This window comes from Paenibacillus sp. FSL R10-2734, from assembly GCF_037963865.1.
Classification (GTDB): Bacteria; Bacillota; Bacilli; order Paenibacillales; family Paenibacillaceae; genus Paenibacillus_AQ.
Genome location: NZ_CP150170.1, coordinates 5,072,040 through 5,089,592 on the forward strand (window position 1 = coordinate 5,072,040; position 17,553 = coordinate 5,089,592).

12 protein-coding genes are annotated in these 17,553 nt (G+C 44.0%); 3 read left to right on the forward strand and 9 right to left on the reverse strand.

Annotated elements, in window-relative coordinates:
* Positions 1-51: 51 nt before the first annotated feature.
* Complete coding sequence (locus tag NSS67_RS22285; protein WP_339320668.1) at positions 52-801, forward strand: sugar phosphate isomerase/epimerase family protein; 750 nt, start codon at positions 52-54, stop codon at positions 799-801.
* Positions 802-968: 167 nt separating this feature from the next.
* The gene (locus tag NSS67_RS22290) at positions 969-1,997 is read left to right on the forward strand and encodes a glycosyltransferase family 4 protein (RefSeq protein ID WP_339315778.1); all 1,029 of its coding nucleotides are present in this window, start codon (positions 969-971) and stop codon (positions 1,995-1,997) included.
* An 89-nt stretch (positions 1,998-2,086) separates the two neighbouring features.
* Here NSS67_RS22290 and NSS67_RS22295 read toward each other — a convergent pair whose 3' ends face one another.
* Positions 2,087-2,881: a helix-turn-helix domain-containing protein gene (locus NSS67_RS22295; RefSeq protein ID WP_339315779.1), complete on the reverse strand. Its 795-nt coding sequence runs from the start codon at positions 2,879-2,881 to the stop codon at positions 2,087-2,089.
* A gap of 134 nt (positions 2,882-3,015) precedes the next feature.
* On the opposite strand from NSS67_RS22295, the gene NSS67_RS22300 reads away from it, so the two are divergent.
* Positions 3,016-4,359, forward strand: a complete 1,344-nt coding sequence (locus tag NSS67_RS22300) for a glycoside hydrolase family 30 protein (RefSeq protein WP_339315780.1) — start codon at positions 3,016-3,018, stop codon at positions 4,357-4,359.
* Positions 4,360-4,813: 454 nt separating this feature from the next.
* On the opposite strand, the gene NSS67_RS22305 is transcribed toward NSS67_RS22300, so the two are convergent.
* The 8 genes from NSS67_RS22305 to NSS67_RS22340 form a co-directional block, all read right to left on the reverse strand.
* The gene (locus NSS67_RS22305; RefSeq protein WP_339315782.1) at positions 4,814-7,231 is read right to left on the reverse strand and encodes a TIM-barrel domain-containing protein; all 2,418 of its coding nucleotides are present in this window, start codon (positions 7,229-7,231) and stop codon (positions 4,814-4,816) included.
* Between the two features lie 19 nt (positions 7,232-7,250).
* The gene (locus NSS67_RS22310) at positions 7,251-8,840 is read right to left on the reverse strand and encodes an extracellular solute-binding protein (protein WP_339315783.1); all 1,590 of its coding nucleotides are present in this window, start codon (positions 8,838-8,840) and stop codon (positions 7,251-7,253) included.
* A 38-nt stretch (positions 8,841-8,878) separates the two neighbouring features.
* On the reverse strand, positions 8,879-9,802 hold the full coding sequence (locus NSS67_RS22315; RefSeq protein WP_339315784.1) for a carbohydrate ABC transporter permease: 924 nt from the start codon (positions 9,800-9,802) through the stop codon (positions 8,879-8,881).
* 17 nt (positions 9,803-9,819) lie between these two features.
* The gene (locus NSS67_RS22320; RefSeq protein ID WP_339315785.1) at positions 9,820-10,743 is read right to left on the reverse strand and encodes an ABC transporter permease subunit; all 924 of its coding nucleotides are present in this window, start codon (positions 10,741-10,743) and stop codon (positions 9,820-9,822) included.
* Between the two features lie 269 nt (positions 10,744-11,012).
* Positions 11,013-11,246, reverse strand: a complete 234-nt coding sequence (locus NSS67_RS22325) for a hypothetical protein (protein ID WP_339315787.1) — start codon at positions 11,244-11,246, stop codon at positions 11,013-11,015.
* 133 nt (positions 11,247-11,379) lie between these two features.
* Positions 11,380-12,459 carry a LacI family DNA-binding transcriptional regulator gene (locus NSS67_RS22330; RefSeq protein WP_339315788.1) on the reverse strand — a complete coding sequence of 360 codons (1,080 nt, stop codon included), beginning with the start codon at positions 12,457-12,459 and terminating at the stop codon, positions 11,380-11,382.
* On the reverse strand, positions 12,431-15,700 hold the full coding sequence (locus tag NSS67_RS22335; RefSeq protein WP_339315790.1) for a pullulanase-associated domain-containing protein: 3,270 nt from the start codon (positions 15,698-15,700) through the stop codon (positions 12,431-12,433). Before NSS67_RS22335 ends, NSS67_RS22330 begins: the two co-directional genes overlap by 29 nt.
* A gap of 110 nt (positions 15,701-15,810) precedes the next feature.
* Complete coding sequence (locus NSS67_RS22340; protein WP_339320669.1) at positions 15,811-17,415, reverse strand: extracellular solute-binding protein; 1,605 nt, start codon at positions 17,413-17,415, stop codon at positions 15,811-15,813.
* Between the last annotated feature and the right edge of the window lie 138 nt (positions 17,416-17,553).

A 17,553-nucleotide genomic window follows, 5' to 3' on the forward strand; every position in this document is an offset into this window, starting at 1 on the left:
TTTGGCTGCCTGCCGCTCAAATCGTTAACAGCAACGCTTCAGAATTATGATATCGATTTTGTTCAGCTCGCTTTATCCAAGGCCATTCAGGACATTGACACTTCTACCGGTAAACTAAGTCCTGGACTCGCAAGCTATATTGGCGAACAATTTGACAAAGCAGGAATACGCATTGGCGTGTTGGGTTGTTACATCAATCCCGTTCATCCGGACCCTGTCATTCGGAGATCAGAGATCAATCGTTTCAAAGAACATCTTCGTTTCGCCCGCCAATTCGACGCACCTATGGTTGCAACGGAGACCGGATCCCTGACAACTTTTCAAGAACAAGATCCAATCCATTACGAAGAGATCGGCTGGGCGACGTTAAAAGCAACCGTAGAGGAGCTTGCTGAGGAAGCTGAAAAATGGGGTGTATTTCTAGGACTTGAGGGCGTCTGCACACATACGCTTTCTACACCAGACAAGATGCGCCGCATCTTAGATGAAGTCCCTTCAAGCTGTATAGGTGTTGTATTAGATCCTTGTAATTTTATTGGTTCAGCTGTACATATGCAGGATCAAATTGTAGATGACTCATTCAAGTTATTCGGCGACCGAATCATACTGGCGCATTTAAAAGACATCTATAAAAATGGCGAAAATGTTCAGCACGGCAAAGCAGGCAAGGGGCTATTCCATACCGAAGCTTTCCTTAGTAAACTTCAAGAATATAAGCCTATGATCGACGTATCTTTAGAGGATATCAAGGATTTAGAAATTAATGAGACCGTTGCATTACTGAAGACACTTGCTCCTTAAACAAAATAAAGATTTTCTTCTGGGGATACGTGTTAGCGTCTTTACGCCTATCCCCAGTTTAAACTAATAGTGACCTCTGGTACTTTTCTATGGAAATTGAATAAAATAAGAAACATAACGAATGCATAACATTGTTTAGGTCTAATTTGGAAGGGACGGGATAATTAATGAGATTTACATTCCCTATTCTGACCTTATCTCATGGCGGTGCACAACGTATGTTGATAGAACTCACCAATGGTCTTACAGCTATAGGGCATCAGGTTACCCTCCTCTTGCCAGTAGATGGCGTGATTTCCTATGATGTGCGCTCAAACGTAGTCCGATCCTCATTAATGACACTTAACGTACAAGACTTTCCTCCAGGAGACGTCATTGTGTCTAATTATTATACAACCGTCCCCATCGCACAAGAAGCTAGCAATCAAGGAAAAGGAATTCATGTAAGATTGTCATTATGCTATGAACCACCCTTTTTGCCGGATAATTCGCTGTCGTTTCCTTCTTATCACGTGACTGAGCATCTAATCGTATTATCACGTTGGCAGCAGGACCTGATTCGTTTAAATCATGGGATCACAGGAAGCATAGTGCCAATTGGCGTAAGCTCCTCCTTTAAGAATATGAAGATCCGTCACAGTCTTCAGGAGCCTTTAAATGTAACGGCTATATTAAGAAATGTAGAACGAGGTTTCTCTTGGCATCGGGAGCAAGACTATCTTATTGAACAGCTTGATCTCGTAAAAAAGCTTTGTCCCTACGTGAATATTAACTTTATTAGTCCACCCGACGAGTTCAACACCTCTGAAGCTTTACAATCCATACAAGCCACCGGAAAATATCGGTTCTTCACGCCAGCGAATGATGAGGAACTTTGTTACCATTATAACGGGGCGGATATTTTTGTAAGCTCAAGTATTTTTGATACGGGTTCTTTACCCGGACTTGAAGCCATGCGGTGTGGCGCAGCACTTGTCTGCGTTTATTCAGGTGGTAATATAGAATACGCAAGTCATGAGAAGAACTGTCTGCTCTCCTATCGGTATGAGAATCGACTTGGTGAAGATGTCATACGCTTAATTCGAGACAAAAACTTAAGAACTAAATTAGCAGCACAGGGTGAAAAGTCCTCAAACAAATGGACATGGGAAAATAGTGTCAAGTTATTTGAACAAGCGATTAGTGATCTATTATAAAACGAGGCTTTCTCAAAAGTAGTGAATGCTACTGATGGGACAGCTTATTTTATTTGCAGCCACGTTTTTTGAGCTCTTTAGATCTACACCTATTCTCTCTTTCGATACATACCTGGAGAAACACCATAACGTTCCCGGAATACCCTGTGAAAATAGGTGTAGCTCCCGAATCCCGTCTCCTCCGCTATTCGCTCTAAGGTGTAATTAGTGTTGTCCATTAATCGCAATGCCATAGCAAGCCGGATTTGCCCTGCATATTGCATAATAGAATAGCCGAATTGAATTTTGAATAAATGTACCGCCCTCGTTACACTAATTCCGGCATGAGCAGCTACTTCCTTTAGCCTGATCTCTGATGTAGCATGCTCCTCTACATAACTCTTCATCTTAAGTCCGTGTAGAAGCGAGGCCGATGATGAAGCAGGAGCCTCCTCGATAGCCCGATCTAACAGTAAACATAGCGCTCTAAATAGCGCTTCAAGTATTTCAGGACTACCTCCATCTAGTCTTCTATTCTCCAGATCAAGCTGTTGCCATATACTTTGCAGCTTGCCATCATCCGCAATTCTAACCTTCTTTGGTCTTTCACGCAGGTTCCACCAGTGATCCACCCATTCCCCTGTACACATTACAAAATAGTCCACACTATGTCCCAGCGGACTTTTCTTTTCACCGATCCTCAGATCATATATGTCTTGGGGCTTAAATAATAACAGATCACCAGGCACCACGGTTACCATGTCTCCATCGATGAGTACTTCACATTCTCCTTCAGCTTGCAGCCTGATGATATAGGTATCCAGCCCACTGCGATATAATTGCCGAAAAGGCTGAGTATGGCGAATAAAGCCGCAAAGGCTTATTTGGACACGATTAGTTTCCATAGCATTCACTCCACTTCTCTTAGTAGTCGATGACCAGATTGTTGAGGTTCTTAGCCATATTGTTTCTTCAAAGAGCAGTGAATCTCCTTCTATAATAAAGACAGAATTTATATGTACAGGAGGTTACCAACCCTATGAGTAAAATTGTTCGCGTCATTCAAACAGCCAAAGATACCACCGACCGTTTAACGGAAAAAGACCCTCTGATTTTCCTTCCCGACACTTTAGGAGTCGAATCAGAGCTCATCAATATTTATGATGATCTGGAGTATCAGGAAATTGCAGGTTTCGGTGGTGCACTTACCGAGGCCTCTGCTGTTACCATCGCTAAACTAAGTGAAGCTAAGCAAAAAGAAATTATCGAGGCTTATTTTGATCCTGAGCACGGAATTGGCTATACTCTATGCCGCTCGCATATCCAGAGCTGCGACTTCTCACTGGGCAACTATGCTTATGTAGAAGAAGGCGATTCGGAGCTGCGTTCATTTGATATTTCCAGAGATCAAGAGTCCATTATTCCCCTAATCAAAAATGCTGCAGCAGCTGTTGGTGAAGATTTCCGTTTATTCTCTTCTCCTTGGAGTCCACCTGCTTTTATGAAGACGAACGGTCAAATGAACGGTGGCGGAGCCCTTAAGCCTGAATACCGTGAGGCTTGGGCCAACATGTTCGTTAAATATATTCAGGCTTACGCGGCTGAAGGCATCGATATTTGGGCCGTTAGTGTTCAGAATGAAGCGAAAGCTGTGCAAATATGGGATTCTTGCCTTTATACTGCCGAAGAAGAAAAGGATTTTGTTCGTGATTACTTGGGTCCAGCCTTGGAACAAGCCGGCTTGGCACATGTAAAGGTAATGATCTGGGATCATAACAAGGAGCGCGTGTATGACCGTGCCAAGGTTGCTTTCGAAGATCAAGAAGCTTCCAAATACATTTGGGGAATTTGCTTCCACTGGTACTCCGGCGATCACTTCGAAGCCCTATCTGCCGTACATGATCGCTTCCCAGACAAAAAGCTGTTCTTCAGCGAAGGCTGCCAAGAAGGTGGCGTTCATCTCGGCTCCTGGAACACAGGCGAACGTTACGGCCATGATATCATTGGCAATCTGAACAACTGGATGTCGAGCTGGACCGACTGGAACATTGTCTTGGACGAGCAAGGCGGCCCTAACCATGTAGGTAACTACTGCGATGCTCCAATTATCGGGGATACGAAAAACGATGAAATTATTTTTGAGAGTTCCTTCTATTACATCGGGCATTTTAGTAAATATATTCGTCCGGGCGCTAAACGCATTGGGCATTCCAAATACACAGATAAGCTTGAAACCACTGCTTTCCGTAATCCAGATGGCACCATTGCTGTTATCGTTATGAACCGCACGGAACAAGAGCTACCTTTCACTCTGCGCTTCCAAGACAATTTGGCTGAGAACATGATTCCGGCTCATGCCATTCAGACACTGCTCATTAAGTAGGACTTACAGTTAGTCACCACTAAATAAACGGGCTGTCCCATAAGTCATGAAATGGCTGGGACGCCCCTTTTTTTTGGAGTTGGATAGACGCTTGCTCTCTGTGAGGACGCTCCGCGAACGGACCGTTGTTCCAATCGCTGTGCTCTCCAGATTTTTTTCATTCCCCTTAGCGGTGAAAATCCGGAGACCAAGGCGAGCGCTGCCGCTTTTCCACAATCAGTCCGTTCTCTCCACTGTTTAAGCGGGAAATGTACTAAAATATTTATACAAACGCAAAAAAGAACCCCCTCGAAGTCGGGTGGCTTTCCCTTGCCCATAATCTGCTAAAGCAAGCAGCCAATGACCAAAAACGCAGAGCAGCGATTCTCCAATAACGAGAGAATCGCTGCTCTGCTCACTTTTTGTGGTTTTAAGAATGTAGAAAACTGCCTCCGGTCATAGAAAATCTACTGTGTTAAAGCCTAGCCGTCAGTATTTCGCATAAAGCTCCGTACAGCGTATGTTCAAGCTCTAACGAGGCAAGGGCGGCTAATGCTGCCATCGGCGTTGCTGATTCTTTGACTACACGGTAAATTTGTTCTTTCAATTGAAAAAGAATTTGCGCACGGTTCAGGAGGTTGAACACCTCATCATCTACCGAATTCACAGCAATCCTAGCATCTGTGAACATTACCTCCAGTGAATTCTCTACCGCTTGATCCGAGATCATAACCGTTAGTGTGTGTGTAGCTGCGTCATACTCAATTTTTGCTGCGATTTCTATGCCACTAGCAAATACTTCTACCTTCGAATCCGTAAAGCCAACAAAGGATAACTTCCATGACCGCCGTTCAGGCACGACTTTTGTATTCCCTCTAGCAGGCTGAATCTTGAAATTAACGACATCCCCCACATCCAGTACCATTTCCGTGTCGCACCATTGATCGTCCCGGTCTTCCGCAGTATTGCCCTCATCCTCCCAGAGATGAAAGTGACCACTGCCCCCAGCAAAGACACGAACCTCCATCTGTTTGGGATTGTCCACTGAAGAGGTATATTCCGTAAGATCCGCCATAGGAACGATAGCGCCTGCTTTAGCCAATACAGGAATACTCTCCAGATTACGATAGAGAGAAAGCTTTCTTCCACCGTCGTACACTCTTCCGTTAAAGAAATCTATCCAGACCCCTTCAGGTAGCCAAGCCTTAAATTCAGCAACACCCACTTTTTGGTTCACTGGCTGCGTAATTGGACACGCTATGAGCTCCGTTCCGAAATAATATTCATTTGGCACTTCGTAAGCTTCATTCCACTGCGCATGATGATGATACATCGGCCGTACAAGCGGAAGTCCTTCCCTACTGGCATAACGATTCATTGTATACAGGTAAGGAAGCAGGCGATGACGTAAACGCAAGCAATCCTTCATCACAGCTTCCGCTATCTTATTGAACCGCCATGGCTCCTTACTGTTAAAAGGACTCGCAGAGCTATGTAACCGCAAAATAGGTGAAAACACACCAAATTGCACCCAGCGCATCGCCAATTCATCGTCTAAATAACCGTTCATATGCCCCCCGATATCATGGCTCCACCAACCATAACCGGCGTTTGCGGCATTGGCTGTGAAATAAGGTTGGAAATCCAGTGACTCCCAAGTCACAATGGTGTCTCCAGAGAATCCCACTGGATAACGATGGCTGCCAAGACCTGCATAACGAGAAAAAGTAATCTGCCTATTACCTCTTCGGCCGCTATCCAAGTAGTGATAGTGGTTCAGCATCCAGAGCGGATCTAATCCCGGAACCTTAGTCACGCCACCCTGCTGCCAATCAATCCACCAGAAATCCACGCCTTCATCCTCTAGCGGATGATGCAGAAACTTAAAATATGCTCGTAAAAAATTCGGGTCAGTGATGTCAAATTCAACTGCATCACCTTTTTCCGGGTCCATGCCCATCTCCGCTGCAATAGCAAGGTAAGGATCTTCAAACGCCCGTACACCGTCTGCTGGATGCACGTTGAGCGTTACACGAAGCCCTTTTTCATGCAGCCATGTCAAAAATCTTTGTGGGTCAGGAAACAGTTCACGGTTCCATGTATAACCCGTCCAGCCACTACCGTACTGCGGATCAATATCGACGAGATGCCAATCCATATCTATAACAGCGACAGAAAACGGAATTTGCTCACTCTCAAACCGTTCTATTAACGCTTTATATTCTTCCTCTGAATACCGATAATACCGACTCCACCAGTTACCAAGCGCATAGCGTGGCAATAAGGGTGTACGGCCGCAAAGGTGATAGAAATCCTTTAAGCATTTCAGGTAATTATGACCATATCCGAGAAAATAAAGATCGAGGCCTTTCTGCGCCCTTAGTTCGACTAGCCCATCCTCTTCCAATACAAGTGAGGTGCTGTCATCAACTAACGTATATCCGGAACGTGAGAGTAATCCATGCTCTAGCGGAATAGCACCATCGGCATTATCCAATGTACGTGCCGTGCCTCTCAAGTCTTGTACTGTATCACCGTAATTCCAGACACTCATCAGATGACCCGCTTCGTTTCTCACCTGAACACTGAGCCCATGCCGGGAGAAGGGCTTCTTATCATAAGATAAATGCAGGCGATCTGTAATCAACTCAAGCTTGTTCCCCAGATCAATTACGCGGAACGCTGGAACCGGAAAATTGCGATTCACAACGGTCTGCGACGCCCGATCTTCGAAATAACCCTCCGCGCTGTATTCCATCCGGATGAGCTCCGGAGTTAATACAGAGAAACGATAGCATTCGCCCTGAATAATTACTTCGGCATTAGCGTTTGGTTCAGAATGCAGCTTTAAATGCTCAGATAATGGCGTTAGTTCTTTCAATATATTTCCCATCTGCTAATCCTCTTTTCTTTTATTCAACGTTCATGTAACGACTGTAAGCATTCGTCCGAATTTTGACCATCTGATCAAGGCCCATCCCCCGCAGCTGCTGCACATAGTCAGCCCACGCTTCGTCGACTCCACCTAACATAACGAATTGAGCACGCATTGTATTGATATAACTATCAATATCCGTGGTCAAGGTCGGTAGCTTCTTAAACTCATCTGCAGTGTACATTACATTAGGAAATGGTAGTTTTACGTAATTGCTTCCCAGCTTATCGAGTTGAAGCTTAAGCCCATCTCCACTATTAGGGTTCAGAATGATCTTATTTTCAAAAGATGGGCTAACATATTTCGGTCCGAAATCTCGTAAAGACTGTTCCCAATACCAGGCATCTGCACTAGTTCCAGCTGGTGGGTCCATCAACATATAGGTGCTATCATCGTTCTTCTTAATTACCGTTCCAATAGCTCCCCAGAAATTCTGAATGCTCGCTTCATTTGTATAGAATTGGTCGGCCCAACGAGCTGCAATCTCTGGATATTTACAAGAAGTAGTGATCAGCAGTTCGTTGCGTGACAGATTCATTCCATTCGGATTTCCAACGGTATAGCGTTTACCATCTGGTCCAGCAATCGGCGGAATGGTCATATATTGATTGCTCCATTTACCAAATACGGCGTCTGGAGTCCACTGATAGGAGAAGCCTACAATTGGCGCATCCGGATTGGAAAACTTGGCTGATCTGAGCGTTTCGTCTTGAGTAAATATCTCATCATCAAGTACTCCTGCTTCAAACAATTTATTCTCCCATTTCAGAGCCTCTTTGTACGCCTCTGAAACAGGATAAAATACCGGTTCTCCGTCTTTAATCACCATATAGTTATTGTTCAAGTCAGCGATCCCAAAGGGACTGATCAGATCATTACCTGTCTCGATAAAAGGAATCTCATCCTGTTTTCCGTTTCCATTCGGATCTTGTTCCTTGAAAGCTTTAAACACGTTATATAGATCATCAATCGTATCCGGAATCTTCAAACCCAATTTGTCCAGCCAGGTTTTGTTGATCACAGGCTGGCGCGAGCTTTTTGGACGCGAAGGCAGTCTTGCAGGCAGAGAGTAGATTTTCCCGTCAGGGAAGGTACTGATTCTTTTCATCTCAGGCGTTTCTTGCATAGCTGCTTTGAGATTAGGCATATTCTGCTCTATATAATCATCCAGTGGGCGGAATAAGCTTAGGTTATTGACAATATCGGAATCCCCGAAGGTTTGACTCCCAATGATGATATCTGGCAGCGTACCACTTGCCAACATAATAGACTTTCGTTCATTCCAATCATTGGAGGACATCACCTGCCATTCAATTTTGACATTTGTCTTTTCTTCCAGCTCCTTCAGCCACTCGCTATGGGTAAAATTATCTCCCATACTTCCCCATCGAACAGTCAGCACCTTTAATGTCACTGGCTTATTGACAATCGGCAAGCCCACTTGGTTGAAGTCACCTGGCTCAGATATGACATCGTTAGCCCCTTTGTCTCCTTTACAGGCTGTTAGGCTTGCAAGCAACGTTGTCGCTAAAAGAATGGCAGTGATTGTTTTATGCATTTTTCTCATTGCTATCCTGGTCCTCCACGATTGTTAGTTGAAAGTATTTACTCTTTCACTGCCCCAATCATAACCCCTTGATTAAAGTATTTCTGTACAAATGGATATAAGCACATGATTGGAACCGTTGCTACAATAATAACAGAATAACGCATCATATTTGCGAGGCGCAGAGCGATTTGTGCGGCTTCGCCTGTTCCCATACCCGATTGCATCTGGTTGGTGACCAGAATATTTCGAAGAATCAGCTGTAATGGATACATATTAGGATCTTTTAAATAAATTAAGGCGTTAAAATATGAATTCCAGTAACCCACGGCGATCCATAATCCCAGCACTGCGATAATTGCTTTCGACAGCGGTAGCACAATCTTAATAAAATAACGGATATTGCCACAGCCATCAATTTGGGCTGCTTCCCACAAATCCCCAGGAATGCTCGTCTGAAAAAACGTTCGTGCGACGATAATATTAAAGACCCCAACAGAGAAGGGCAGCACCATAACCAGGAAAGTGTTATATAGATTGAAATCACGAATCGTTAAAAAGGTAGGAATCAACCCGCCGTTAAAAAACATTGTAAAGATAAAAAACAGCGAAATATATTTTCGTCCCACAAGGTCTTTTCTTGACAATGCATAAGCCGCTGTGATATTAACTACTAACCCGATCGCGGTTCCCACCACCGTGTAGAGGATGGTATTCCAGTACCCGGTCCAGATATTATCGTGACGAAGCAACTCTTTATAGCCATCTAATGTGAACCCCTTCGGAAATAACCATACCTGTCCACCTGCCACCGCAGAAGGATCACTGAATGAAGCAATGACGATAAAGTACAAAGGGTAAATCAGGATAACTAGGAAAATAGCCGATATTACATACATAATAATCTCAAGAACGGTATCTGATGAACGATTCTTCTTTATTTTCCCTGCATTTCCATTAGTTGCTGTTTCTAATACTCCCATTTCAATTTCCCTCCTTCCTACCACAAGCTATTTTCGCTTAATTTTTTAGAAATCTGATTGACCATAATTAATAAAATAAAGCTGATGACGGTGTTGAACAAGTTGATCGCCGATGAGAAGCTGTACTGGCTGCTGAGTAAACCAATTTTGTAGACATAAGTGGACAGAATTTCGCTTGAGGTGATGTTCAGATCATTCTGCATTAGATACACCTTCTCAAATCCAACCCCGAGCAGCCCACCGACCCGCAGGATTAACAGAGTAATCGCTGTTGGCATTAACATAGGAATATCGATATAACGAATTTTGTGCATTCGACTTGCGCCATCCACGGTTGCAGCCTCATACAAGCTCGGGTCGACTGAGGAGAGTGCAGCGATAAAGATAATGCTGTCCCAACCTACATGCTGCCACACATCGGACCAGACATATACACTGCTGAACAGACCAGCGGAGCCCATCAGATCGGGAGCTTCTTTTCCAAACAGATTGTATAAATTCCCAAGCAACCCAGAGCTAGGTGAGAACAAAATCATCATCAAACCCACCATTACAACTGTTGAAATAAAGTGTGGCATATAGGATACCGTTTGGAAAAACCGTTTGAACCGGTTAGGTCTCATCTGGTTAACCATCAGCGCGAGTATAATCGGAATTGGAAACGTAATCAGACTATACACGCTAATGATCAATGTATTCTTAATCGTTGATGAGAATTGGTAGGAATTAAAGAACTTCTCGAAGTACTTGAATCCAGCCCATGGGCTGCCGTCAATACCCAACGCTGGGCTGTAATCCTTAAATGCAATAAGCACCCCGTACATCGGTTTATACGCGAATAATAACGTAAGTACTACCGCGGGGAAAAGCAATGTATATAGACCCCAATTTTGTTTGATTTGTCCGAATGTCCGTCCTAAATTAGATTGACCGGATTTCATGACATCCCTCCTTAGTATCTGTGAATTTTCTTCTTGTGCTGTAACAAAAGTTGAACACCTTCAGTATAGTGTCTCAGCCTCATTTCTACCGGACATTATGTAGGGGTTAATCGGACTTTTAGGGTCCGCTTTTCATGCTAAATAGAGAAGCTTCTCCATGTGAACAGCAAACCCATATGAGATTCGGACTTTAATTGACGTTTTCTGGACTTTCGTAACATAAGAATAGAAAAGACCTCCCACTTGTTTGGAGAAAAGCTCTTTTCCATTTAAAGTTCAATGATGATCGGCTCTGCAATACTGTGTAATTTGCCTTGTGTGACTGTTACATTACTTCCGTTAATCAGATTTAAATAGACACCGTCCGGAAGCTCAATGTTCACCTCTGCGGACTTTCCCTTCAAGCTGAACACACCTGCCAGCTCTTGTTCACCCCATGTATAAGTCCCAATAATGATATCATCTGCATCAGATGCTCTCAGACTGCATATACCGTTTGCCATGATTTCTTTTTGAAAGTTCCAACTTCACTATGATTGCGTACATAAATCGAATACACTACATTGTTGCGTAGCGTATTTTCTGTTAACTTTGCCATTGAATACACTTCTAAAGTGTTATGAGCGTACGTTTAATTTATCTTCTACAAAACAAGTTTGGTATGGACGACTCCCGAACGATAAGCCCATGCTCAATAATGAAGCGGTTTGGAACCTTGATTTTATTACCCAACCCTTGAATACTCTCTATTAATACTTTGGAGGCTGTATAGCCCAGCCGGTAGCTTCCGATGTCGATGCTGCTAATCGGTGGAGTCGATAACTCTGTAAGCGAAGTATTGTTGAAGCTGACTACTGCCAAATCATTAGGCACCTTATACTTCAGCTTATTCAGTTCGCCAATCACACTAAATGCTGCTATGTCGTCCACGGCTAGAATCGCTGTCGGGCGCTCTGGAAGCCTCATAAAGTTAGATATGCCGTGATAACCTCTGTCCTCCACGGACTTTCTATCCATTATCCATTCGGGACGCCATTCCAAGCCGTTATCCAGCATAGCTTTCCGATAGCCCTCCAGCCTATCTAATGAAACGATTTGATTCGACGGACCGTGAACAAAACCAATTCGTCTATGGCCCATGGAAATCAAATAGTTCGTTGCATCGCAGGCTGCTATTAAATTGTTGGTATCTACGGACAAAATCCCATTATATTTGTCGCTGCGTCCGATCAAGACAAACGGGTAGTCCTTTTCCTTCAGGAAATCGATCACAGAGTCATCTTTACGGGAGGAGCATACAATTATACCGTCGACCCGTCTTCCTTCCAGAAGGCGGGTGACGATTTTCAGTTCTTCTTTCTCACTGGCTCCTGTGCTAATGAAAATATCGAAGCCCGAAAGGTTGGCCTGTGCAGTAATTCCACGTATCATTTCCATAAAGAACATATTGGAGAACATTTTCTCTTCCTGCTTCGGCAAAAGAATGCCAATACTACTTGTGGTATTGGAAACAAGACTTTTCGCGATTATATTGGGAGTATACTCCATATCATCCATAATTCTTTTTACCTTGCGAAAGGTTTCTTCACGGACATTTGGATGACCCGCTGCCACCCGTGAAACCGTAGAGGGAGAGACTCCGGCTCTACGGGCCACTTTCTTGAGGGTAACTACCATATCATTCTTCTCAGATCCGTCCCAGCAGGGCGAAGACAACTTTCGCAGCTTCTGCGTGGGTAAGCTGTGAATCCGGGTCGAACTTGTTACTTGTCTTTCCGTTCAACAGACCGGATGCGGTGGCTTCTTTAACAGCATCGGCCGCCCAGAGTGAAATACTGGATTCATCCGCGTAGTGGTTGGCAGCGGTTAGCGTTCCGGTAGGAGCTTCGGTGTGAAGCTTATACGCACGGATCAGCAAAACAGCCATTTCCTCTCTGGTGATAAAATCGTCCAATCCCAACTTGTCGCTGCCTTTACCAATCACGATGCCTGCCTGTGCAGCGGCGGCCATCTCGGTTTCATATGATGCTTCAGCTGGATTTAGCTGAAGCAGCCTAACCAGCATCGCGGCAAACTCGCCACGCGTTACCACTCTGGCCGGCTCAAACTTATCAGAACCCGTAGCTATAATCTGCTTCGCCGACAATGATTGTATCGCCGTGAAAGCCCAGTGGAGGTTGCTCACATCTGAGTAGATAACTTTATACTCCAGTGCGCCATAACGATCGGACCTCCCCACCTCTGCAGCTATCGTGCCGCTTGCTGTTCTCCCATTTACATAGGTAAGGCTATAATCATCTCCGATCCGATAGATACCAGTCATATCGGTATTCACATTAAAGGTAAGCGTTACCGGCTTCGTGAACGTTGGCAGCAATTTCAGCTTTCCTTGATTAGAAATAACCGACACGTTGAAATCATATAACAACCCAGTCAATCGGATGTTGCTGTTATTTTTCTGTGCACCCGTCAGCAAAACATTAGCAGCAGATGGTTCCACCATGGAAGCAGTGATCTGAAGCTGTGCTTGTTCGAAACCTGACTCCTTCATAGCCTTTTGTGCTTCAATTAAGACTTCAACCGGAAGCTCGACCGTAACCTGATCAAATTTGATTTGTATACCTGCATCGCCGGTAATCTCGGCAGCTCGGATTGGAAGAAGTACTTTCTTCACAGCTTTGTTCACTGAAAGTGTAACTTTACCCTCACTTGTCACTTTCAGGCTGTTCTCGTCAAATACAGCAACCGATTCATCCTTCGGCTTCACAGTGGGACCTCCAACTGTGATCCCACCTCCCGATGTATTTTCATTACTAGGTGTTGGTGTTGGTGTTGGTGTTGGTGTTGGTGTTGGTTCTGCATCAACATCTTTGCTTGTAAGGATCTGATATCCCCAAGGCTCAAGTGTAAACTCTTGTTCCGATGTGATCTCCGTACGCGACTGGACAAAATAATTGTAATAACTTCCTGCCAAGTCTTCCGCCTGTACAGTTGCTTTACGCTCCACATCAGACAGATTCAGGATAACGATCACTTTGTTGCCATCCTTCACCCGCTCAAAGGCCAGCACATGTTCATCATTCACAGATAAATATTTGATTTCTCCGCCTTCGCTGCCGTTCCAAAGCGCAGGATTATCTTTCTTAATTTGAATAAGCTGTTTGTACAATGTCTGCTTGGACAAATCACTCCAGTCGATTTCATCCTTTTCGAAAAATTCAAGCCGCTTGTTCAAATCTGCTTCCTGACCAGAGTAGATAAGCGGCATACCCGGTATGGTAAAACTGAACGCTGCCAGCATATCCTCTGCATCGCCGAGCATTTCCGAGGCCGAACCTTCCCACGAATTTATATCATGTGATGTAATATAGTTCATCGGATAAGAACCTTTTGGATATTTTTGAAATTGATTGTCCAGAAATTTCTTCACATCACCGCTACGGATGGTTCCTGTCGGTATTTTAGCTGTGATGTTGTAGAACAACTCCCAATTGTAGTTAGAATTAAAGGCTTTCTCCAACAAACCATATTGGCTGTCGTCTTCGGCCAACATGTAGACTGGCTTGATGGCGTCCAGCTCCTGCCGAGCCTCTTCCCAGAAATCCTGCGGTACGCCTGAAGCAAAGTCAGCACGGTAACCATCAATATTTACATCTCTCACCCAATATTTCATGGCGTCAATCATCGCCGCACGCATGTCGGGATTGTTATAATTCAATTCAGCAACATCAGCCCAGCCTTCAGGGGAGACGATGTTACCACTGCTGTCGGTAACGTACCAGTCTTTATGCTGTATCCAGGCGTTATCCCAACCTGTATGGTTGGCCACCCAATCCAGCATTACCGTGAAGCCCATTTCATGCGCTTTATCCACAAGATGTTTGAAATCTTCTATCGTTCCAAATTCAGGGTTAACTGCTTTATAGTCCGAGACAGAATAATAAGATCCTAAAGAACCGACTCGATTCGTCTCTGAAATCGGGTGGATTGGCATCATCCACAGAATTTCTACGCCAAGCTCCTTGAGGCGAGGCAGATGCTCTTCGAAAGCCTTGAAAGTACCTTCCTTCGTGTACTGTCTGACATTCACTTCATAAATGGTAGAATCCTTGGACCATTCAGGAAAGTTGGCTGAGCTTTCAGTCTCGGTAACATAAGGGGAGGTATAAATAGAAGGATTCCCTTCTTTCAGGTAGATCGTCTGATACTCTTTTAGTCTGATGAAGCTGCGTCCATCCCCATCTTTTTCATCCTTTGTGCGATTAACTACAATAAAACTGATTTTCTCTGCATTCTCGTTGAAAGGCACATCCACATAGGCGCCATTCTTGTCACTCTGACTGTTGGAAAACGCTACTGCGCCTGTTGGCCAGCTCCCCACTGCTTCAGACGGGGTCGTCACATCATCCCACAACCACAGTCCCCAATCATCGTAATTCTGATCTTTCCGTTCATAATAGATTCGGATCGTATTTTCATTCTGCTCATGTGGTGCCGTTAATGAGACGACGTCTGATCCTTCACTAATCCATACTTCATTGAGTTTCGACGAAATCAGGGTTACATTCTTCTGATCTGCATCTTTTTCGTCAGCTATTTTATTAATGACTATAAAGTAAATATTCCTGGCATCTTCCTTGATAGGAATATCAACATAAGCGCCATAACTTGTTAAATGCTCGTCGCTAAAAGATAAAGCGCCAGCCGGCCAGTCTCCTACCTGGTCAGATGGAGTACTCACATCTCCCCATAACCATAGCCCCATATCCCCATATTGATTGTCTGCCCGTTGATAGTGAACTCTCAGTGTATGATCCGGAATTGGAGTGGTTTCAGATTGGACAGTATTCTCCACTTCTGCGTTAACAGGTTGAATAAAGATGAAACCGCTTGCCAAACAAACTAACATAACTACACTCATCACAAATGCTGTTAGTACCTTCCATCTCCTTATCACAATGACACTCTCCTTATCAAAATGTAAAAAACATAAGCTAAAATCAAAGTACATAGAGAGTGCTGCCCCACATCGTTCATGCAGGACAGCACTTCTTGGAGACAAATATGTTATTTTACGCTCATGTAACGGTTGTAAGCATCAGTCCGAATCTTGATTAACTTTTCAAGACCCATTTTATTAAGTTGCTTAACATAAGCGGCCCAACCTTCGTCAATACCGCCTTTGCTAATAAATTGAGCACGCATAGTATTCACATAGCTATCGATATCTGTAGTCAATGTTGGCAGTTCCTCGAATTCTTCAGAAGTGTACATAACATTTGGGAAAGGTTCTGATACATACTCACTGCCCAGTTTATCGAGTTGCAGCTTCAGTCCATCTCCACTTTCTGGATTTAGGACAATTTTCTCTTCAAAGGACGGACTTACATATTTCGGCCCGAAATCACGGAGCGATTGATCCCAGTACCAAGCATCTGCGCTGGTTCCAGCCGGTGGGTCCATCAATGTATAAGTACTGTCAGCATTTTTCTTAATAACGGTCCCAATCGCACCCCAGAAATTTTGAATACTCGCTTCGTTGGTGTAGAACTGGTCGGCCCAACGAGCAGCGACCTCAGGATATTTGCTGGAAGTGGTGATCAGCAGTTCGTTGCGATTTAGATTCATACCAATCGGATTTCCTACGGTATAACGCTTACCATCTGGTCCGGCAAGCGGAGGAATAGTCTCATATTGATCACTCCATTTACCAAACACAGAGTCCGGGGTCCACTGATACGAGAAGCCCACAATCGGAGCATCCGGATTTTGGAATTTAGCCGATCTCATTGTGTCATCTTGAGTGAACATTTCCTTGTCAAGCAAGCCTTCTGAGTACAATTTATTTTCCCATTTGAGACCTTCTTTGAATTCCTCTGAAACAGGATAGTAAACCGCTTTCCCATCCTTGACGATCATATTATTGTTATTCAAGTCAGCAATGCCAAAAGGACTGATTATATCATTACCTACTTCAATATAAGGAATTTCATCTTGCTTTCCGTTTCCATTCGGATCTTGTTCTTTGAAAGCTTTAAATACGGTGTAAAGCTCATCAGTCGTTGTAGGAACCTTCAAACCTAATTTATCCAACCAGACTTTGTTAATCACAGGCTGACGCGAGCTCTTTGGACGCGATGGAAGTCTTGTTGGCAGAGAGTAGATTTTCCCGTCAGGAAAAGTGCTGATTTTTTTCATTTCAGGATTTTCTTCCAAAGCTGCTTTAAGATTAGGCATATTCTGATCAATATAATCATCTAAAGGGAGGAAAAAGCTTAGATTATTAACGATATCGGAATCTCCAAAAGTCTGGTTTCCTATGATGACATCGGGAAGTGTGCCGCTTGCCAGCATAATAGACTTCTGTTCAGCCCAGTCATTGGAAGACATCACTTGCCAGTCAATTTTGACATTCGTATTCTTTTCCAGATCCTTCAACCACTGATTCTGGGTAAAGGTGTCACCCATACTTCCCCAACGGACGGTTAGTACCTTCAATGTCACAGGCTCATTAACAATCGGCAAACCTTCTTTGTTATAACTGCTAGTTTCGCTCGTTGCGGCATTATTCGTATTGTTTCCACCGCAGCCCGCAATTCCAAATACCATTGCAGCCGCCAGAAGACTTACAGACAATTTCTTTGTAGTCATTTTCTTACTGTGTTGACCCATTTCATAATCCCCCATTCATATTATTGAAACCATTCGATTCATCCATTTGTGGAACGCGAATCTGAATATCTTTATAATAACTTCTTGTTTTTTCTCTTTCCGGACACTTTAAGACTGTTTTCCAGACCTTTGAATTCG

What these genes read in the sequence shown, in the direction of transcription:
- NSS67_RS22325 (WP_339315787.1), bottom strand. Translation starts at nt 11,246, where the DNA reads ATGGCAAACGGTATATGCAGTCTGAGAGCATCTGATGCAGATGATATC.
- NSS67_RS22320 (WP_339315785.1), bottom strand. Translation starts at nt 10,743, where the DNA reads ATGAAATCCGGTCAATCTAATTTAGGACGGACATTCGGACAAATCAAA.
- NSS67_RS22305 (WP_339315782.1), bottom strand. Translation starts at nt 7,231, where the DNA reads ATGGGAAATATATTGAAAGAACTAACGCCATTATCTGAGCATTTAAAG.
- NSS67_RS22340 (WP_339320669.1), bottom strand. Translation starts at nt 17,415, where the DNA reads ATGGGTCAACACAGTAAGAAAATGACTACAAAGAAATTGTCTGTAAGT.
- NSS67_RS22295 (WP_339315779.1), bottom strand. Translation starts at nt 2,881, where the DNA reads ATGGAAACTAATCGTGTCCAAATAAGCCTTTGCGGCTTTATTCGCCAT.
- NSS67_RS22290 (WP_339315778.1), top strand. Translation starts at nt 969, where the DNA reads ATGAGATTTACATTCCCTATTCTGACCTTATCTCATGGCGGTGCACAA.
- NSS67_RS22300 (WP_339315780.1), top strand. Translation starts at nt 3,016, where the DNA reads ATGAGTAAAATTGTTCGCGTCATTCAAACAGCCAAAGATACCACCGAC.
- NSS67_RS22310 (WP_339315783.1), bottom strand. Translation starts at nt 8,840, where the DNA reads ATGAGAAAAATGCATAAAACAATCACTGCCATTCTTTTAGCGACAACG.
- NSS67_RS22315 (WP_339315784.1), bottom strand. Translation starts at nt 9,802, where the DNA reads ATGGGAGTATTAGAAACAGCAACTAATGGAAATGCAGGGAAAATAAAG.